The sequence below is a fragment of the Actinomadura sp. NPDC048032 genome (assembly GCF_040653175.1).
GTDB classification, from domain to species: Bacteria; Actinomycetota; Actinomycetes; order Streptosporangiales; family Streptosporangiaceae; genus Spirillospora; species Spirillospora verrucosospora.
This window is the reverse complement of record NZ_JBEZJP010000152.1, coordinates 1-16,348: the sequence shown is the minus strand read 5'-3', so window position 1 is coordinate 16,348 and position 16,348 is coordinate 1. Positions and strand designations below refer to the sequence as shown.

At 72.8% G+C, this 16,348-nt stretch carries 13 protein-coding genes; 8 read left to right on the top strand and 5 right to left on the bottom strand.

Annotated elements, in window-relative coordinates:
- Together AB0C69_RS20845 and AB0C69_RS20840 are read right to left on the bottom strand one after the other, a co-directional pair.
- The coding region (locus AB0C69_RS20845) for a M4 family metallopeptidase (protein WP_360355814.1) at window positions 1–2,006 on the bottom strand (2,006 nt) is incomplete at its 3' end.
- Between the two features lie 334 nt (window positions 2,007–2,340).
- The gene (locus AB0C69_RS20840) at window positions 2,341–3,369 is read right to left on the bottom strand and encodes an alpha/beta hydrolase-fold protein (protein WP_345185129.1); all 1,029 of its coding nucleotides are present in this window, start codon (window positions 3,367–3,369) and stop codon (window positions 2,341–2,343) included.
- 138 nt (window positions 3,370–3,507) lie between these two features.
- Between AB0C69_RS20840 and AB0C69_RS20835 the strand changes: the two genes are divergently transcribed.
- A complete protein-coding gene (locus AB0C69_RS20835; RefSeq protein WP_360355811.1) occupies window positions 3,508–4,239 on the top strand; it encodes an isocitrate lyase/phosphoenolpyruvate mutase family protein in 732 nt (243 codons plus the stop codon).
- Between the two features lie 174 nt (window positions 4,240–4,413).
- Window positions 4,414–5,238: an oxygenase MpaB family protein gene (locus tag AB0C69_RS20830; RefSeq protein ID WP_360355808.1), complete on the top strand. Its 825-nt coding sequence runs from the start codon at window positions 4,414–4,416 to the stop codon at window positions 5,236–5,238.
- A 118-nt stretch (window positions 5,239–5,356) separates the two neighbouring features.
- Here the strand turns inward: AB0C69_RS20830 and AB0C69_RS20825 are convergent, their stop codons facing one another.
- Window positions 5,357–6,781: a pyridoxal-dependent decarboxylase gene (locus AB0C69_RS20825; protein WP_360355806.1), complete on the bottom strand. Its 1,425-nt coding sequence runs from the start codon at window positions 6,779–6,781 to the stop codon at window positions 5,357–5,359.
- Between the two features lie 71 nt (window positions 6,782–6,852).
- Between AB0C69_RS20825 and AB0C69_RS20820 the strand changes: the two genes are divergently transcribed.
- A complete protein-coding gene (locus tag AB0C69_RS20820) occupies window positions 6,853–7,797 on the top strand; it encodes a helix-turn-helix domain-containing protein (RefSeq protein ID WP_360355803.1) in 945 nt (314 codons plus the stop codon).
- A 19-nt stretch (window positions 7,798–7,816) separates the two neighbouring features.
- Here AB0C69_RS20820 and AB0C69_RS20815 read toward each other — a convergent pair whose 3' ends face one another.
- Together AB0C69_RS20815 and AB0C69_RS20810 are read right to left on the bottom strand one after the other, a co-directional pair.
- Window positions 7,817–8,593 carry a phytanoyl-CoA dioxygenase family protein gene (locus tag AB0C69_RS20815; RefSeq protein WP_360355801.1) on the bottom strand — a complete coding sequence of 259 codons (777 nt, stop codon included), beginning with the start codon at window positions 8,591–8,593 and terminating at the stop codon, window positions 7,817–7,819.
- Window positions 8,594–8,643: 50 nt separating this feature from the next.
- Window positions 8,644–10,479 carry a 5'-nucleotidase C-terminal domain-containing protein gene (locus AB0C69_RS20810; RefSeq protein ID WP_360355798.1) on the bottom strand — a complete coding sequence of 612 codons (1,836 nt, stop codon included), beginning with the start codon at window positions 10,477–10,479 and terminating at the stop codon, window positions 8,644–8,646.
- 501 nt (window positions 10,480–10,980) lie between these two features.
- On the opposite strand from AB0C69_RS20810, the gene AB0C69_RS20805 reads away from it, so the two are divergent.
- The 5 genes from AB0C69_RS20805 to AB0C69_RS20785 form a co-directional block, all read left to right on the top strand.
- Window positions 10,981–12,573, top strand: a complete 1,593-nt coding sequence (locus AB0C69_RS20805) for an AMP-binding protein (protein ID WP_360355795.1) — start codon at window positions 10,981–10,983, stop codon at window positions 12,571–12,573.
- The gene (locus AB0C69_RS20800; RefSeq protein ID WP_360355792.1) at window positions 12,570–13,802 is read left to right on the top strand and encodes an acyl-CoA dehydrogenase family protein; all 1,233 of its coding nucleotides are present in this window, start codon (window positions 12,570–12,572) and stop codon (window positions 13,800–13,802) included. Before AB0C69_RS20805 ends, AB0C69_RS20800 begins: the two co-directional genes overlap by 4 nt.
- A gap of 25 nt (window positions 13,803–13,827) precedes the next feature.
- Window positions 13,828–14,586: an enoyl-CoA hydratase-related protein gene (locus tag AB0C69_RS20795; RefSeq protein WP_353831059.1), complete on the top strand. Its 759-nt coding sequence runs from the start codon at window positions 13,828–13,830 to the stop codon at window positions 14,584–14,586.
- Between the two features lie 8 nt (window positions 14,587–14,594).
- Window positions 14,595–15,542: a VOC family protein gene (locus tag AB0C69_RS20790; RefSeq protein ID WP_353831060.1), complete on the top strand. Its 948-nt coding sequence runs from the start codon at window positions 14,595–14,597 to the stop codon at window positions 15,540–15,542.
- On the top strand, window positions 15,533–16,348 hold an 816-nt coding region (locus AB0C69_RS20785), incomplete at its 3' end, for an acyl-CoA dehydrogenase family protein (protein ID WP_360355788.1). The genes AB0C69_RS20790 and AB0C69_RS20785, both read left to right, overlap by 10 nt.

Genomic DNA, 16,348 nt, shown 5'->3' with positions numbered 1-16,348 from the left:
AGGTTGGTGCCGGAGTAGCTGGTCGGCTGCGGGGTGCCCCGCTCCCAGCGGCCCGCGGTGGCGGTGTCGGTGCCGTTCGGGTTGGTCGTCCAGCCCGTCCCGGACTCGAAGTCGTCGGAGTAGACGGAGCCGGGCTGGCCCTGCCCGACGGTCAGCGTGTAGGTGGCCGTGCGGTCGACGGACGCGCCGTCGGCGAGCACGGTCAGCCGGTAGGTGCCGTCAGCGGTCCCGGCCGGGACGGTGACGGTCATCGTGGACGACTGCCCCGAGGTGATCGTGGACGGGGAGAACGTCGCGGTCGGGCCGGACGGGCTGCTCGTCGCCGACAGCGAGATCTGCTGGGCGGTGCCGCCCGTGGTCTGGGTGGCGACCGTGGCGGTCGCCGTCCCGCCCGCCTGGGCGCTGCCCGAGCCGGGGCTCAGCGTGACCGAGAAGTCGTTCTGCTGGGTGCCGCAGGCCGCCTCGCCGCTCTGCGCGGGAACGTTGACGGCGCTCCATGCGGCCTTCACCGCGTTGCACTCGGTGGCCGAGCCGGGGAACAGCTGCAGCGCCGCGTTGATCGTCTCGACGCGGGCGCGGGCGTGGCTCCAGCTCGTGACCTTGCGGTTCAGGCCGCCCATGAAGATCTGGCCGGCCTTCTGGATGCCGATGCCGGTGACGGTGGAGTTGTTGCAGGTGGGGCTGGTCGGGTTGCCGTTGGTCGGGTTCGAGCCCTCGGCGAGCAGGTAGAACCAGTGGTTCTGCGGGCCGGCCGCCGCGTGCACCTCGGTGCTGGGGATCGAGGACGAGTAGCAGTTCGGGTCGCCCAGCGCGGACGGGTTGTACATGTTGCGGATCGGGCCCTGGCCGACCAGGTCGACCTCCTCGCCGACCAGGTAGTCCGGCGGGTCGAGGGTGGCGGGCTCGTTCATGTAGTGCTCGGTCAGCGCGCCGAAGATGTCGCCGGCCGACTCGTTCATCCCGCCCTTCTCGTTCCCGTTGCCGCCGCTGTCGCCGCCGGGCGTGGTGGTGAAGACGGCGTGGCCGTTCTCGTGGCCGACGACGTCGACCGAGGTGGCCTGCTTGGTGCCGGCCTGGTTGTGGCCGAAGTTGGTGTAGCTGCCGTTCCAGTAGGCGTTGACGTCGCTCAGGCCGACGCGGAGCGGGAAGCCGCCGCCGCTGCCGTTGATGCCGTTGCGGCCGAGCCAGGAGCCCAGCATGTCCCATTCCTTCTGGACCGCGTAGAGCGCGTCGACGCAGGCGGTCTCCAGGTCCGTGCCGCTGCCGCTGCCCCAGGCGCTGTCGGTGCCGGTGTAGGCGGAGCCGTTCTGGCCGCCGCACCGGATGCCGGAGCGCTGCGGGTCGGTCATGGACGTGGCGGCGGTGCTGAGGTCCACGGTGCCGTGGTAGTAGCTGCGGTCGTCGGCCGCGTCCCGGACCTCGTCGTAGGTCTTGACGACCTTGCCGCTCTTGGCGTCGACGAACACGTGCAGCTTCGTCGGGGCCTTCTTCTGGGTGCCGCTGACGACGGTCTCGTAGACGAGCCGTCCCGCGCCTTCGGCGAGCACCGTCAGGCGGGGCGTGGAGGCGGTCTCGACCTTGGACACGCGAGCGCGCGAGGTCCTGGCGGCCTCAGCCGCGCCGACCGATGCCCTGGTCGACACGTCGAGCGTGCGGGTCTGGTCGACGGAGGTGCTCAGCACGCCGCCGCTCGCGTTGGTGGTGACGACGAAGTCGCCGCCGTAGACGGGCAGGCCGTCGTAGGTGCGCTCGTAGGCCACGTACTGGAGGCCGCGCAGGCCCGAGGTGACCCCGCGCCGGACGATCTTGTCCTTGGGGGCCTTCTTGAACGCGGCGGGCTTCGCCGCGACCAGGCGGTCGGCCGAGGCGGCGGCGACGGCGCGGGGGTCCGGCTTGGCCGGGGCGCCGGGGGCGGTGCGGGGTGTCGCACCTGAGGCGGGCGAGGACATCGCCACGGCGAGGCCGACGGACAACGCCGCCGCCCCGATCGCGGTCTGGTGTCGCACGGGGGTGCTCCTTCCACGTGCCGGGCGGGCGGAGGGGGTGGGCACGTGGAGGCCCTTGTAAGAGCGCTCCATGAACCGCCGCCCGCCCGGCGGGGGGTTTGGATGGGGGACTCATCCGGATGAGCTGACCCGAAGTGCACCCTGGTTGGAGAAAGGTGTCAATAAATCCATTTGGTTCTGGATTTTCAATCCTGCCGGGCGCCTCTCTGAAATCCATTGAATTCCGTGGCGGAGCAGCGCGAACGGGCCGGGCCGGGAGATCGGCCCGGCCCGTCGGGCAGGGAACCGTGAGGGCGGCGCGCGCGTTGAGACGCCGGCCGCCCGGCGGGGTCGGTCAGGGGGCGATGCGGCGGCAGAGCCAGGAGAGCGCCAGGGGGTAGCGGTAGTCGATGCCGCCGTGACCGGCGTCGAACAGCTCGAAGTGGATCGCGTCCTCGGCGACGCCGGCGTCGAGCAGCGCCCGGTGGAACGCCTGCGCGCCGATGTCGAGGTACCACTCGTCGCGCGTGCCGCCGTCGATCCAGATCGCCCGCTGCGAGCGCATCGCCTCGGCGTGCTCCGGCACCATCCGCACCGGGTCCCAGGCGAGCCAGCGCTCCCACACCCGCGGCCGGAGCACGCCGGTGACCGGGTCGAACGGCAGCTCGGGCGTGCCGTCCTCGCGCGCGGAGTAGCACGCGGCCATGCCGAGGATGTTGAGCAGCTCCATGTCCTCGGGCTTGGTGAACGAGGTGCGGCTCCTGAAGTCGTCCCACCAGCGCAGGATGTCGCCGTCGTACTTGCGCAGGTGCCGGACGCACTTGGGGAACTCGGTCAGGTAGCAGTACTCGAACAGGGCGTCGCCCGCGTGGGTCGCGAGCGCGCCGAACAGGTCGGGACGGAGCATCGGCGTGATCATCGCGCCGTAGCCGCCGCTGGACTTGCCGCTGATCGCCCGGTGCTCGGGCGCGTCGAGCGTCCGGTAGTGGCCGTCCACCCACGGGACGATCTCGTCGCAGATGTAGGAGTGGTAGCGGCCGGTGCCGGGGGAGTCGACGAACTGGCTGCCGCCGTGCGCCGTCCAGGCGTCCACGAACACGACGATCGCGGGCGGCGCCTCCCCGGAGGCGAACACCTCGTCGGCCGTCTCGGGGAAGGGCCGCCGGTAGGGCGTCCGGTTGCGCCAGATCCCGACATGGCCGGTGAAACCGGTGATCACGTAGACGCTGGGGTAGCGGCGGTCGGGTTCGTCGTCGTAGCCCGGCGGTACGTACACCAGCACCGGCCGCTCGTGCGGGTCGTCCAGCGGGTTGCCGCGCAGCAGCTCGCTGCTGACGACGTGGTCTTCGAGGCGGCCGGCGAGATCGGCGGACCACGGCTGCATTGCGTACTCCCTCGTCGCAAGCGGATGATCACCTTGACGCTAACCCATGGCCGGGACGGCGGGACGGGGCCGCCGCCGGGCGCGGGTGTCACAACGCGGCCGCGTTCTCCGTCCCTCTTGGGAAGGAAGGGGACAGATATGACCGACAATGCCGCACTGCTGCGGGAGCTGCACCGTCCGGGCGAGCCGCTGCTGCTGCCCAACGTGTGGGACGCGGGGAGCGCGAAGATCGTTCAGGAGGCCGGGTTCCCGGCCCTCGCCACCGCGAGCGCCGCCGTGTCCGCCATGCTCGGCTACCCCGACCACGAGGGGGCGCCCGTGGAGGAGATGCTCGCCGCCGCGGAGCGCGTGATCCGCGCGGCGACCGTCCCCGTCACCGTGGACGCCGAGGCCGGGTACGGGCTGCAGCCGGGGGAGCTGGTCGAGCGGCTGCTCGCCATCGGCGCGGCGGGCTGCAACCTGGAGGACACCTACGCCGGGGAGCTGGCCGAGCCGGAGGCGCAGGCGGAGTACATCGCGGCCGTCCGGGAGGCGGCCGGCGACGCGCTGGTGATCAACGCCCGCGCCGACACGTTCGTGGCGAAGCTCCCGGACCCGGTCGAGTCCGCGATCGCGCGGGGACGGCTGTACCTGGAGGCCGGGGCCGACTGCGTGTACCCGATCGCGGCGCCGCCGGACGCCGTCCCGGCCCTGGTCAAGGGCATCCCGGGCCCGGTCAACGCGAACAACTTCCCGGGCACCTCGCTCGCGGAGCTGGCGGAGATGGGCGTCGCGCGCGTCTCCTACGGCCCGATGCCCTACCTGCGCGCGCTGGACTCCCTGAAGGAGTTCGCGGGCCGCGTCCTGGCGATGGAGAACCCCTACGCCTGACCGGGCCACCCGCCGCACGGACGTTCGGTCTCGGCCTCCGTGCGGGCCGCGTGTGAGGGCGCTCTCTTCCCGAGCGCCTTGCAAGTGCGCACTTACGATGGCACAGTGAGACGAAATTCGACTCGTTGTATCAAACGTGGGCGCAGGCGCGAGCCCGTACGGAGGTGGGCCGGCATGACCGCGACCGTGGAGGAGACGCCGCCGAAGGTCGTCCTGGACTCGATCAGCGGGGTGGCCCTGGCCGCCGCCGCGTCCAACGTCGTCATGCAGCTCTCCCGCCTCCCCATCGGGCACGGCGTCGCGGAGAGCACGGTCGACAGCGGCCGCGTCGACAAGCACCCGGTCAAGCGGGCCCGCACCACGCTCAGCTACATCGCCGTCGCCATGCTCGGCACCGAGGCCGAGCGCGAGGCCATGCGCCGCGAGGTGAACCGCGCGCACCGGCACGTCCGCGCGAAGGAGCCCGTCGCCTACAACGCGTTCGACCGCGACCTCCAGCTGTGGGTCGCCGCGTGCCTCTACGTGGGCGTCGAGATGATCTACACGATGCTGTACGGGACGCCGTCGCGCGACCAGGCCGCCGACCTGTACCGGCACGGCGCCCGCTTCGGCACCACCCTCCAGGTCACCCCGGACATGTGGCCGCCGGACCGGGACGCCTTCGAGGACTACTGGCGGGCGGGCCTGGCGAAGATCGAGATGGACGACGTGACCCGCGCCTACCTGCGCGACCTCGCCGAGATGCGCTTCCTGCCCGCGCCCGTCCACCGGACGTTCGGACGGTTCCACCGCTTCCTGACGATGGGCTTCCTTCCCCAGCCCTTCCGCGACGAGCTCGGCTTCCCGTGGACGCCCCGCGACCAGGCGCGCTTCGACCGCTTCGTCCGCGTGCTGGCGGTGAGCAACCGGGCCCTGCCGCGCCCGGCCCGCGAGTTCCCCTTCAACCTCTACCTGCGCGACGTCCGCCGCCGCCTCAGGACCGGGCGCCCGATCGTCTGAGCCCCCGGCGCCCGGGTCAGCGGCGGGCCGTGATGCGACGCCCCGCCGGAGGACCGCCCGTCCGTCGAGGACGTCTCCATGCTGTGCGCCCTCGCCCGCGTCCCCTGACCCGCCTCGCTCAGGCGCGCGCCTTGGTCACGGCGGTGACGAGCTCCTCGACGTCCGCGAGTGTGGTGCGGTGGCTGATGACGCAGGCGCGCAGGGCGGCGCGCCCGTCCAGCCGGACGGGGCTGATCCACGCTCGCCCGCTCCCCACGACCGCGCGGGCGAGCGCGTCGTGGCGCTCCCACGTCCCGTCGGCCGGGTCGGCGAAGCACACGACGGGCAGCGGGGTGTCGTTGACGATCTCCCAGCCCGCGGCGGCGAGCCCCTCGCGCAGTGCGTCCGCCAGGCCGGCGTCGCCTTCGAGCTGCTCGGCGTAGCCCGCGCGGCCCGCGACGGCGAGGCTGAGGAACAGCTTGAGCCCCATGAACCGCCGCGACCACTGCTGGCTCGACGTGTAGGGGTCGACGGTGCCGTGGATCTCGTCCGGCATGTAGGACGTGGTGACCCGGAAGGTCTCCGCGAGGCCGCCGGCGTCCGTGCCGAGCAGCGCGCCCGCGCCCATCGGGACGCTCAGCCACTTGTGCGCGTCGAGCGTGATCGAGTCGGCGCGCTCGATGCCGTCCAGCGCGGGCCGCAGCCGGTCCGACAGGGCCGCGGCGCCTCCGTAGGCGGCGTCCACGTGCAGGCGGAGGCCGCGGTCCGCGCAGAGGTCGGCCAGGTCGTGCAGCGGGTCGATGGCCCCGGCGCCGGTGGTGCCGGCGGTCGCGACGACGAGGAACGGCAGGTCGCCGCGCGCGCGGTCGGCGGCGACCAGCTCGGCCAGCCGGGCGGCCTCCATCCGCAGCCCGGGCCCGGTCGGGACGAGGCGCACGGACTCCCGCCCGATCCCGGTCGCGTGCGCGATCTTCAGCCAGGCCAGGTGGCTCTCGGCCGACGCGTACAGGACCGGGCGGCCGGGGAGCGCCCGCAGCCCCTTCTCGCCGTACTCGGGCCAGGTCCTGGTCAGCGCCAGCAGCACGGCCGTCAGGTTCGCCTCCGCGCCTCCGCTCGTGAACGACCCGGCGACCCGCTCCGGCGGGTAGCCGAGCCGCCCGCCCAGGAACCGCAGCAGGTGCGCCTCCATCTCCGCGGCGGCGGGCGCGTGCGACCACGCGGCCAGCTGCGGGTTGAACGCCGCCGCGAGCGTCTCGCCGACCACGCCCATCAGCGTCGGCGTCGGGTTGAACAGCCCGAAGTACCGGGGATGCGTGGTGTGGACGGTGGTCGCCCGCAGCAGCTCCGCGACCCCGTCGACCGCCTCGCGGGGCGGGACGGGACGGGCGAAGTCGTACGCGCCGATCGCCGCGCGCAGCTCCGCCACGTCCACGGGGGCGCTCACGTCCCGTCCGGCGATCCGTTCGCGCTCGTCCCGCAGCAGGTCGACGACCTGCCGCCACACGCGCTCGGCCGCTTCGGGGGGCGGGTCGAAGGAGGCTCGTCCAGAGGGGAAGTCGTCCATGCGTCCGAGCCTGGCGCGCGCCGCCCTCCGCCCCAAGTGGCAGAAGTGACCATCACCGCTAAATTAGTGACATGCACACACTCGCCGTCGCGGTCACCGAAGGGGTGCCGATCTTCGAGCTGGCGATCCCGTGCGAGGTGTTCGGGTACGAGCGCCCGGGGCTCGCCGACTCCTGGTACGACTTCCGCCTCTGCGCCGCCCCCGGCACCCGCACCGCCGCCGGGTTCGCCCCGCAGACCGGGCACGGTCTCGACGCGCTCGCCGACGCCGACACCGTCGTGATCCCCGCCTGCGCGAGCGTCGTCGACGAGCAGCCGCCGGACCTGGTCGACGCGGTCCGCGCCGCGCACGGCAACGGCGCCCGCATCGTCTCGCTGTGCACGGGCGCGTTCGTCCTCGCCGCCGCGGGGCTCCTGGACGGGCGGCCCGCGACCACCCACTGGATGCACGCGGGCCAGCTGGCCGCCCGCCACCCGAAGGTGCTGGTGGACGCGTCCGTCCTCTACATCGACGACGGCGACGTCCTGACCAGCGCGGGCACCGCCGCCGGGCTCGACCTGTGCCTGCACGTCGTCCGCAACGACCACGGCGCCGCCGTGGCGAGCGCCCTGGCCAAGCGCCTGGTGATGCCCGCGCACCGTCCCGGCGGGCAGGCCCAGTACATCGACGCGGCCGTTCCCCCGGCGGACGCGGACGAGCTGGGCCCGCTCCTCGACTGGGCGCGCGAGCGGCTGCACGAGCCGCTCACCGTCGCCGCCCTGGCGCGCCGCGCCAACGTCACCACCCGCACGCTGATCCGCCGCTTCCACGCCGCGACCGGCACGACCCCCATGGCGTGGCTGCGCGGGATCCGCGTCGACCGCGCGCGCGAACTCCTGGAGACCACGTCCCTCCCGGTCGACCAGATCGCCGAGCGCTGCGGCCTCGGCAGCCCGGCCAACCTCCGCCACCACTTCACCCGGACGGTGGGCGTCCCGCCGACCGCCTACCGCCGCGCCTTCGCGCCCGCCCCCTGATCCGTCCCGCGCCGGGGCGTCATGGTTCGAGTGCTCCGACGATCGCGATCTCCACCGGGGAGGCGGCCGCCGGACGCTCGACGCGGAGGGGCCCGGCGGGGGACAGCTTGGGCTGCGCCATGAAGCGGGGGTGCTCGCCGAGGTGCGGCTGCCCGGCGTGGACGAGGAAGGGGTGGCACAGGTAGACGTCGCCCGCGCGCCCCGTGGCGAGGGCCGCGGGACGGTGGGCGCTCGCGGCGTCCGCGCGCCGGGCCAGTTCGCGCGCGTCCAGGCCGTCCTCGCCCTCGGGCGCCAGGACGCGGGCCGTGTCGCGGTGGGAGCCCGGGCGGAGGCGGGTGGGAGCGTCGTCCTCCCCGACGTCGGAGAACAGGAAGAACATCTGCAGGGCCCGGTCCTTCGACGCGATGTTCGCGCGCCAGGTCATGTAGTCGCCGGCGAGGGAGCCGGGGCCGGGGAAGCTGACGTCGACGTGCCAGCCGTCGACGACCGACGCCTCCGGGGAGGGGAAGCGGACGACGAAACCGCCGAGGCTCGTGCGCGGCGCCCAGCGTCCCGGCCCCACCAGGGCGTCGAAGGCGGCGTGCAGGCGCGGGGTGTTGGCGGCGGCGACGAAGGGCGGCTGCGCGTAGTCGGGGCGCGAGGCGATGGTCGGCCACGTGGACGGGTCGCCGGGGTCCGCGTCCAGGTCCCGCCATACGGCCTCGCGGCATTCGTCCGCGAGGGTGCGGGGGAACGCGGCCTCGACGCGGACGAAGCCGTCGGCGGCGAAGGCGGCCATCTGCGCGTCGGAGAGCATGAGCCCACGATGGCCGCCTCGGCGGCGTCGCCGCCAACGGTTATCCGGGATCAGAAGACCGGGGCGCCGTCGCGGACGAGCCTCCAGTTCCCGACGTGGAACGTGGCGGGGTCGATGGTCCCCGCGGCGGACGCGTACTCGACGATCGCCTCGCGGATCGCCACCTGCGCGTTGTAGACGACCGGTGCCGCGGCGACGTGGGGGAAGCCGCCGCCGCCCGACTGGCGGTAGTTGTTGACCGCGACGACGAACTTCTGGTCGTCGGCGACCGGCGCGCCCTCATAGGCCAGGCCGGTGATGCGCGAGCCCTCCGGCTTGGCGATGTCGACGTCGTAGGTGACGCCGGAGAACTGGTCGTAGTTGTAGTCGGGGCGGTTGTTCGCGTTCGTCCACGAGGCCGGGTCGACCGGGGCGCCGGGGTCGACCTGCTTGAAGTACCGCGCCGAGTACTCCAGGTACGCCTTGATCTGGGAGCCCGTCAGGATGCTCGCCAGCAGCGTGTTGTCGTAGATGTAGAGGCCCGCGATGTCGCGGATGGTGACCTTGCCGGCCGGGAAGGTCGCGGCGCGGCTGAACGGCGCGGCGATCGAGACGACCGGCAGCGACGCGTTCTCGGTGCCCGCGACCGCCTCCCTGACCTTCGCGGTCTGCACCTGGTGGACGTAGTCCAGGATCGCCGTGTCCTTCCAGCACGACTCCGCCGCCGACATCTCCTCGGTGGAGGTGGCGACCTCCTTGTTGACGTAGGCGACCACCGCGTCGTGCTGCTTCTTGACGAGGGTGACGAGCGCCGGGTCCTCCTCGACGGTGTTGCTGTTGACGGTCGTCGCGGACTTGCCGGTGACCGTCCAGCGGCCCCGCTCGTGGACGAGGGTGAGGTCGAAGACCGACAGGCGCTGGCCCCAGCACTTCGGCTCGCTCATCACGACCGTCCGGCCGGTGGCCTTGTTGGTGACGAACCGCTCGGGGATCTCCAGGTGCGCGTGCCCGAACAGGATCGCGTCGATGCCCGGGACCTGCTCGGCGACCAGGGCGGCGGCGTTCTCGACGGGCAGGGCGTCGCCGTAGGACGAGGTGCCGCTGTCGCCGGAGTGGGCGCTGACGACGACCACGTCGGCGCCCTTCGCGCGGATGACCGGAACCCAGCGCCGGGCCGTCTCCACGAGGTCCAGGAAGTCGAGCCTGCCGGAGACGTTGGCCTTGTCCCAGATCGCCACGCCCGGGTTGGTGAGGCCGAGCAGCCCGACGCGGATCGGCGGGTGCCCGGGGACCCGCATCGTCTTGATCATGTACGGCCGGTAGGCGGGGCGGCGGGTGCCCGCGTGGACGGCGTTGGCCGCGAGCACCGGCGCGTCCATCTGCTCGATCCACCGGTTCAGGAACGGGATGCCGTAGTTGAACTCGTGGTTCCCGAGGGCCACGGCGTCGTAGCCGACGGCGTTCATCTGCCGCGCCATCGGGTGGGTCGCGCCCGTCCTGGTGATCGGCTCGACGGAGGCGTAGTAGAAGCCGAGCGGGGTGCCCTGGAGGGTGTCGCCCGCGTCGAAGAGCAGGGTGCGCTCGCGGCCGCGGTCGGCGCGGATCTCGTTCACCAGGCTCGACACGCGCGCCAGCCCGACGACGTTGCCGCCGCTGTCGCTGTACTCGGCGTCCTTGTAGTAGTCCCAGTCGACGGCGTGGCTGTGCAGGTCGGACGTGCCCATGACGGTGATCGTCACGGACCGGCCGCCGGCCGCGGCCCGCGCGGAGCCGGGCCATCCGGCCAGGGCCAGCGCGCTCGCGGCGGTGAGACCGCCGAGGACCTGCCGGCGGCTGACGTCCGGCACGCGGCACGAGCACCAGCGGGGCTCGGGGGCCTGGGGACTGTGGCGGTCCGGATTCTGCATGGCGCTCTCGTTCCTTCGGCGGAGGGGACGGCAGAACGATAGAGGCGCAGCTCACGATCGCTTTCGGCGAGATCCTCCGATCCTTGGACGGGTTCGTTGGCAGTCCTTGTGCAAGGAACTCTGCGGGGCCGGCCGATCTCGTCCCGCGCGAACGCCCGGCCGGGCTGTGCCCGGCCGGGCGTTCCGTCGTATCGGGGGTACCTCGTCTGCTGGGACGCGTGTCCGAAACCCGGCCGTCCGCGTGGTGTGGCCTGCGTCACAGTGGCGATCGGATGTCCCAGTAGCTAACCGCTTGAACGGCTTTGTGGCCTTTAAGTCACTATTGCCGTGTTTAGCGTTTCGTGTTCCTCTATTTAAGGCAATGTCTGATTGCGGACCGCCGCCGCCCGTTTCCGCGCCGCCGTCCGCCCGCCCGCCGTCGAGCCGCCCACCGAATCGCCCAGCCACCGAGCCGCCAGCCATCGAGCCGCCCCACGCCACGCAGCGACAGCGGAGGTCCGGATGCGCAAGGAGACGCTGGAGAGCTTCGTCCTCGGGGACGTCCTCCGGTCACAGGCGCAGGTTCACCGAAGACAGACGTTCCTCAGATTCCGCGACGGGGAGATCAGCTACGGGGAGGTCGACGCCGCCGCCGACCGGCTGGCCCGCGCGTTCTCCACCGCCGGCGTCGCGCGCGGCGACCACGTCGGCGTGATGCTCCCCAACTGCGCCGACTTCGTCCACGTCATCTTCGCGCTGGCGCGGCTCGGCGCCGTCGCCGTGCCGATCAACATCGCCTACCGGGGCGAACTGCTGCGGCACGTCCTGGACGGCTCCGACTCCCGGTGGCTGATCGTCGACGGGCCCTACGCCGAGCGGCTCGTCGAGATCGCCGGCCGCCTGCCCCGGCTGGAACGGGTCGTCGTGCGGGGCGCCGCCGAGGCCGGGGTGCTGCTCGACCGACTCGGCAAGCCCGCGCGGGACATGTCCGCCCTCCCGGCCGGCGGGTCCGGGCCGGTGGAGGTGAAGGTCGGCTTCGGCGACATGCAGGCGATCATGTACACGTCAGGCACGACCGGGCCGTCCAAGGGCGCCATGGTCCCGCACGCGCTCGCGCTGACCTGCGCCTACGACTCGCTGGACTTCCTGGACCGCTGGGGCAAGACCGTCTACTGCCCGCTGCCGCTCTTCCACGCCGCCGCGCTGTGGGACGGCATGCTCTCGGCCCTGCTCGGCGGCGGCTCCATCGCGATCGTCGAGCGGTTCAGCGCGTCCAGATTCTGGGACGACGTGCGCCGCTTCGACGCGCAGGTGTGCATGAGCGTGTTCTCGATGATCCCGATCCTGCTGAACCGCCCGCCGACGTCCCGCGACCGCGACCACCGGCTGGAGACGTTCTACATGGGCAAGTCCAACCTGGACGAGCCCCTGCGGGAGCGGTTCGGCGTCCGGTCGGTGGAGACCTACACCAGCACCGAGGCGGGCATCGCGACCGGCAGCCCGTACGGGGAGTGGCGGCTCGGGTCGTGCGGGCAGGCGCACGAGGAGCGGTTCCAGGTGGCGGTCGTGGACGAGTGCGACCGGGAGGTCGGGCCGGGGGAGCCGGGCGAGCTGGTCCTGCGGCCGAAGCAGCCGTTCGTCCTCACCACCGGCTACTACGGCGACTGGGAGGCGACGACCCGCTGCTTCCGCAACATGTGGTTCCACACCGGGGACCGGGTGTGGCGCGACGACGACGGGTATTTCTACTTCCTCGACCGGATGAAGGACGCCATCCGCAGGCGGGGGGAGAACATCTCGGCCTTCGACCTGGAGACCGAGATCAACCGGCATCCGGCGGTGCTGGAGTGCGCCGCGATCGGCGTGCCCTCGGAACTGGAGGACGAGGACATCAAGGTGTCGGTCGTGGTGCAACCGGACACCGGGCTCGCCCCGGAGGAGCTGGTGGCCTACTGCGAGGAGCGGCTGCCGCGCTCGATGGTGCCGCGCTACGTCGAGTTCGTCGACGCGCTGCCGCGCACCCCGACCGACAAGGTCGCCAAGTACCGGCTGCGCGCGCAGGGCGACGGCGGGATCACCCCGACCACCTGGGACCGGGAGGCGAGCAACCCGTGAACTGGGACGACACACCGGAGCAGGCCGCCTTCCGCGAGGAGGTCCGGGCCTTCGTCAGGGAGCGGTTCCCCGCCTCGTACCGTCCGGCGGGGGACGAGGAGCAGAGCCTCGAACCCGAGGACGTCGCCGGCTACAACTGGCCGGTCGACCGGGTCGCCGACGATCCCGAGCGGCGCGAGGGGGCGCGGGCCTGGGCGGCGGCGCTGGCCGAGCGCGGCTGGATCGCGCCGCACTGGCCGCGGGAGTACGGCGGCGCGGGGCTGTCGGCGCTGGAGGAGTTCGTCCTGCACGAGGAGATGATGCGGGCCCGGGTGCCGACCGTGAACGGCATCGGCGCGTTCCTGCTCGGCCCGACCCTGCTGGTCCACGGCACCGACGAGCAGAAGGCCGCCCACCTGCCGCCGATCGCGGCGGGCGAGGCGACCTGGGCGCAGGGCTTCTCCGAGCCGGAGTCCGGCTCCGACCTGGCCTCGCTGCGCACCCGCGCCGTCCGCGACGGCGACGAGTACGTCGTCGACGGCCAGAAGGTGTGGACGTCCCTCGGCCAGTACGCCGACTGGCTGTTCGTGCTCGTCCGCACCGACCCGTCCGCCGAGCGCCCCCACCGCGGCATCACGTTCCTGCTGGTCGAGGCGGACGCGCCCGGGGTGACGATCCGCCCCATCACCGACATCCGCGGGGCGGCGCCGTTCTGCGAGATCTTCTTCGAGGGTGTCCGGGTCCCGGTCGCGAACCGCGTCGGCGAGGAGAACCGCGGCTGGTACGTGGCGATGTCCGCGCTCGGCTTCGAGCGGGCAGGGATCGGCGCCACCATCAAGTACGAGCACGCCCTCGCCGATCTGGTGGCCTGCCTGAGGTCGCCGGAGGGGCGGCGGTACGCCCGGGGCGGCCCCGCGCTGCGGCAGGAGATCGCGCGCCGGCGGACCGAGATCGCCGTCCTGTACAACCTGGCCCGCTACACCGTGTCGCGGCAGGCGGCGGGCGACGAGCCCGGCTTCGAGGCGTCCGTCAACCAGCTGTTCGGGGCCGAGCTGCACCAGCGGCTCGCGCGGACGGGCGCGCTGGCGTTCGGGCGGTCCGCCGCGCTGTGGGAGCGCGAGGGGGCGCCCCTGGACGCGGTGTTCACCCACATGCGCCGCGACTCGGTCGCGTCCACCTTCCTCGGCGGCACCACCGAGATCCAGCGCAACGTCATCGCCACCCGGGGCCTGAACCTGCCCCGCGGCTGACCACACACGGGAGGAGCGCACGCACATGCTCGACGAGAACGGCTACGAGACGATCGACCTGCGGATCGAGGAGCGGGTCGCCTGGCTGACGCTGAACCGGCCGGACAAGCTCAACGCGCTGACGCCCACCACGATGACGGAGCTGCGCGACATCTTCACCCGCGTGGACGACGACGAGGACGTCTGCGTCGTGGTGCTGCGCGGCGCGGGCGAGCGCGCGTTCTGCGCCGGCATGGACCTGTCCTGGTCGGAGAAGCTGACCCCGCGCGAGCGGATCGAGCAGGGCCGGCTCGGCGAGAAGACGTTCGCGATGATGGAGCGGCTGTCCGTCCCGGTGATCGCCGCCGTGCACGGGTACGCGGTCGGCGGCGGGCTGGAGCTGGCGCTCGCGGCCGACTTCATCATCGCCTCCGACGACGCCAAGATGGGGCTCGTCGAGATCACGCTGTCGGCGCGTCCCCCGTACCGCCCGAAGATGACCGAGGACGGCGACCCCGACCAGCCCGAGTTCGGCGGCTCGGCGCCCGGCTGGGGCGGCGTGAAGCGGCTGCCGGAGCGGATCGGCAAGGCCCGCGCCAAGGAGCTGCTGTTCACCGGCGCCCGCATCGGCGCCGACCGGGCGCTTCGGCTCGGCCTGGTCAACGACGTCTACCCGGCGGCGGAGTTCGACAGGCGGATCGGTGAGCTGGCCGAGCGGATCGCGGCGATGAACCGCTACAACCTGCGGCTCGTCAAGGAACTCGTCACCTACGGCTACGACTGGATCGAGCCCCACCCGAGCTAGGAGGACCCGTGCAGATCTACCGCATCGATCACGTCGCGCAGGTGACCCCCGACCTCGACCAGCAGGTCGCCCTGCTGGAGGGGCTGTTCGGGTTCCGGCGCGTCCGGAGCTGGGACAACCCGGCCGAGGGCGTGCGCGGCGCCCGGCTGGAGATCCCCGGGAGCCGCGGGCAGGCGTGGGAGGTCGTCGCGCCCGCCGGCGACGAGTCGTCCCTGCAGACCTGGCTGGACGAGCACAAGGGGCGCCCGGGCCTGCACCACGTCGGCGCGGAGGTGCCCGACCTGGAAGCCGTCCGCGCGGAACTCGAAGTGCGCGGCATCAAGCCGACCGACTGGGCATGGGGACGCTGGCTGGAGGCGTCGCTGAGCCCGCCCGAGCACGGCACCGGCGTGCTGTGGCGGCTCCGCGGACCCGGCAGCCTCGACATGTGCGGCGACACCGCCGGCCCGGCCCCCGAGCCGCCCGGGCCGTCCGGGGCGGACGGCCCGTCGCTCGGCGTCGTGGCGCTCGACCACATCTGCCAGGCGTTCCACGACCGGGACGTCCTCGCCCGCTGGTACCGCGACCTCGCCGGGTTCGTGCAGGTCTGGCGGACGGCGGACGCGGAGCACCCCGACATGGCCGACCTCGTCCTGAACATCCCCGGCTCGACGATCTGCTGGGAAGTGATCATGCCGCGCGGGGAGGACTCGTTCATCGACCGCTTCCTGGAGCGCGGCGGCCCGGGCGCCCACCACGTTACCTTCGAGGTGGCCGACTGGGACGCGGCCCTGGCGGCCTGCGAGCACCACGACGTCCCCACCTTCGACGACGAGGAGGGCGTCACCGACGGCGCCGCCTGGAGGCACACGTTCGTCCACCCGAAGCACACCGGCGGCATCCTCGTCCAGCTGTTCTGGGAGGAGCGGCCGGGCGTGTGGGTCCGCTCGGACAAGGTGCCGCCGCCATGGACCTGAGCCTGACCGAGGACCAGGAGCTGATCGCCGCCACGGCCCGCGAACTCCTGGAGTCCAAGGCCGCCACGGCGGGCGCGCGGGCCCTCGGCGGCGACCCGTCCGGCCACTCGGCGCCGCTCTGGAAGGAGATGGTCGAGCTCGGCTGGACGGGCCTGGCCTTCCCCGAGGAGCACGGCGGCGTGGGCGGCGACTTCCTGGACGTCTGCCTGCTGTTCGAGCAACTGGGGTACGCGCAGGTCCCGAGCCCGCTGCTGGCCTCGGTCGCGTGCTGCGGCATGCCGGTCGCGCGGTTCGGGACGTCGGCCCAGAAGGAGCGCTGGCTGAACGCCATCTCGGTCGGCCAGATCGTGACCGCCGCACCGCTCCCGTGGGACCGCCCAGGTGAAGGCCCGATCGCGTCGCGCTCCGACTCCGGCTACGTTCTGGACGGCACGGCCACGTTCGTGCCGTTCGCCGCGTCCGCCGAGCACATCCTGGTGGTGGCGCGACTGGACGGCGAGCCGCGCGCCTTCTGGGTGGACACCGCGGACGTCACCCTGAAACCGCTCGGGACGATCGGTCACGACCGTCCCTGCCACGCCGAGCTGGAGGCCCTCTGGGTCCCCGGCGAAGCCGCCCTGGGCGCGGACGCGGCCACCGCGATCTCGCTGTTCGGGGCAGCCGCCACCTGCGCGGAGATGGTGGGCGCGGCCCAACGCGTCCTCGACATGACGGTCCAGTACGCCACGGAGCGGGAGCAGTTCGGCCGCGCGGTCGGCTCGTTCCAGGCCGTCCAGCACCACTGCGCGAACATGGCCATCGACGTC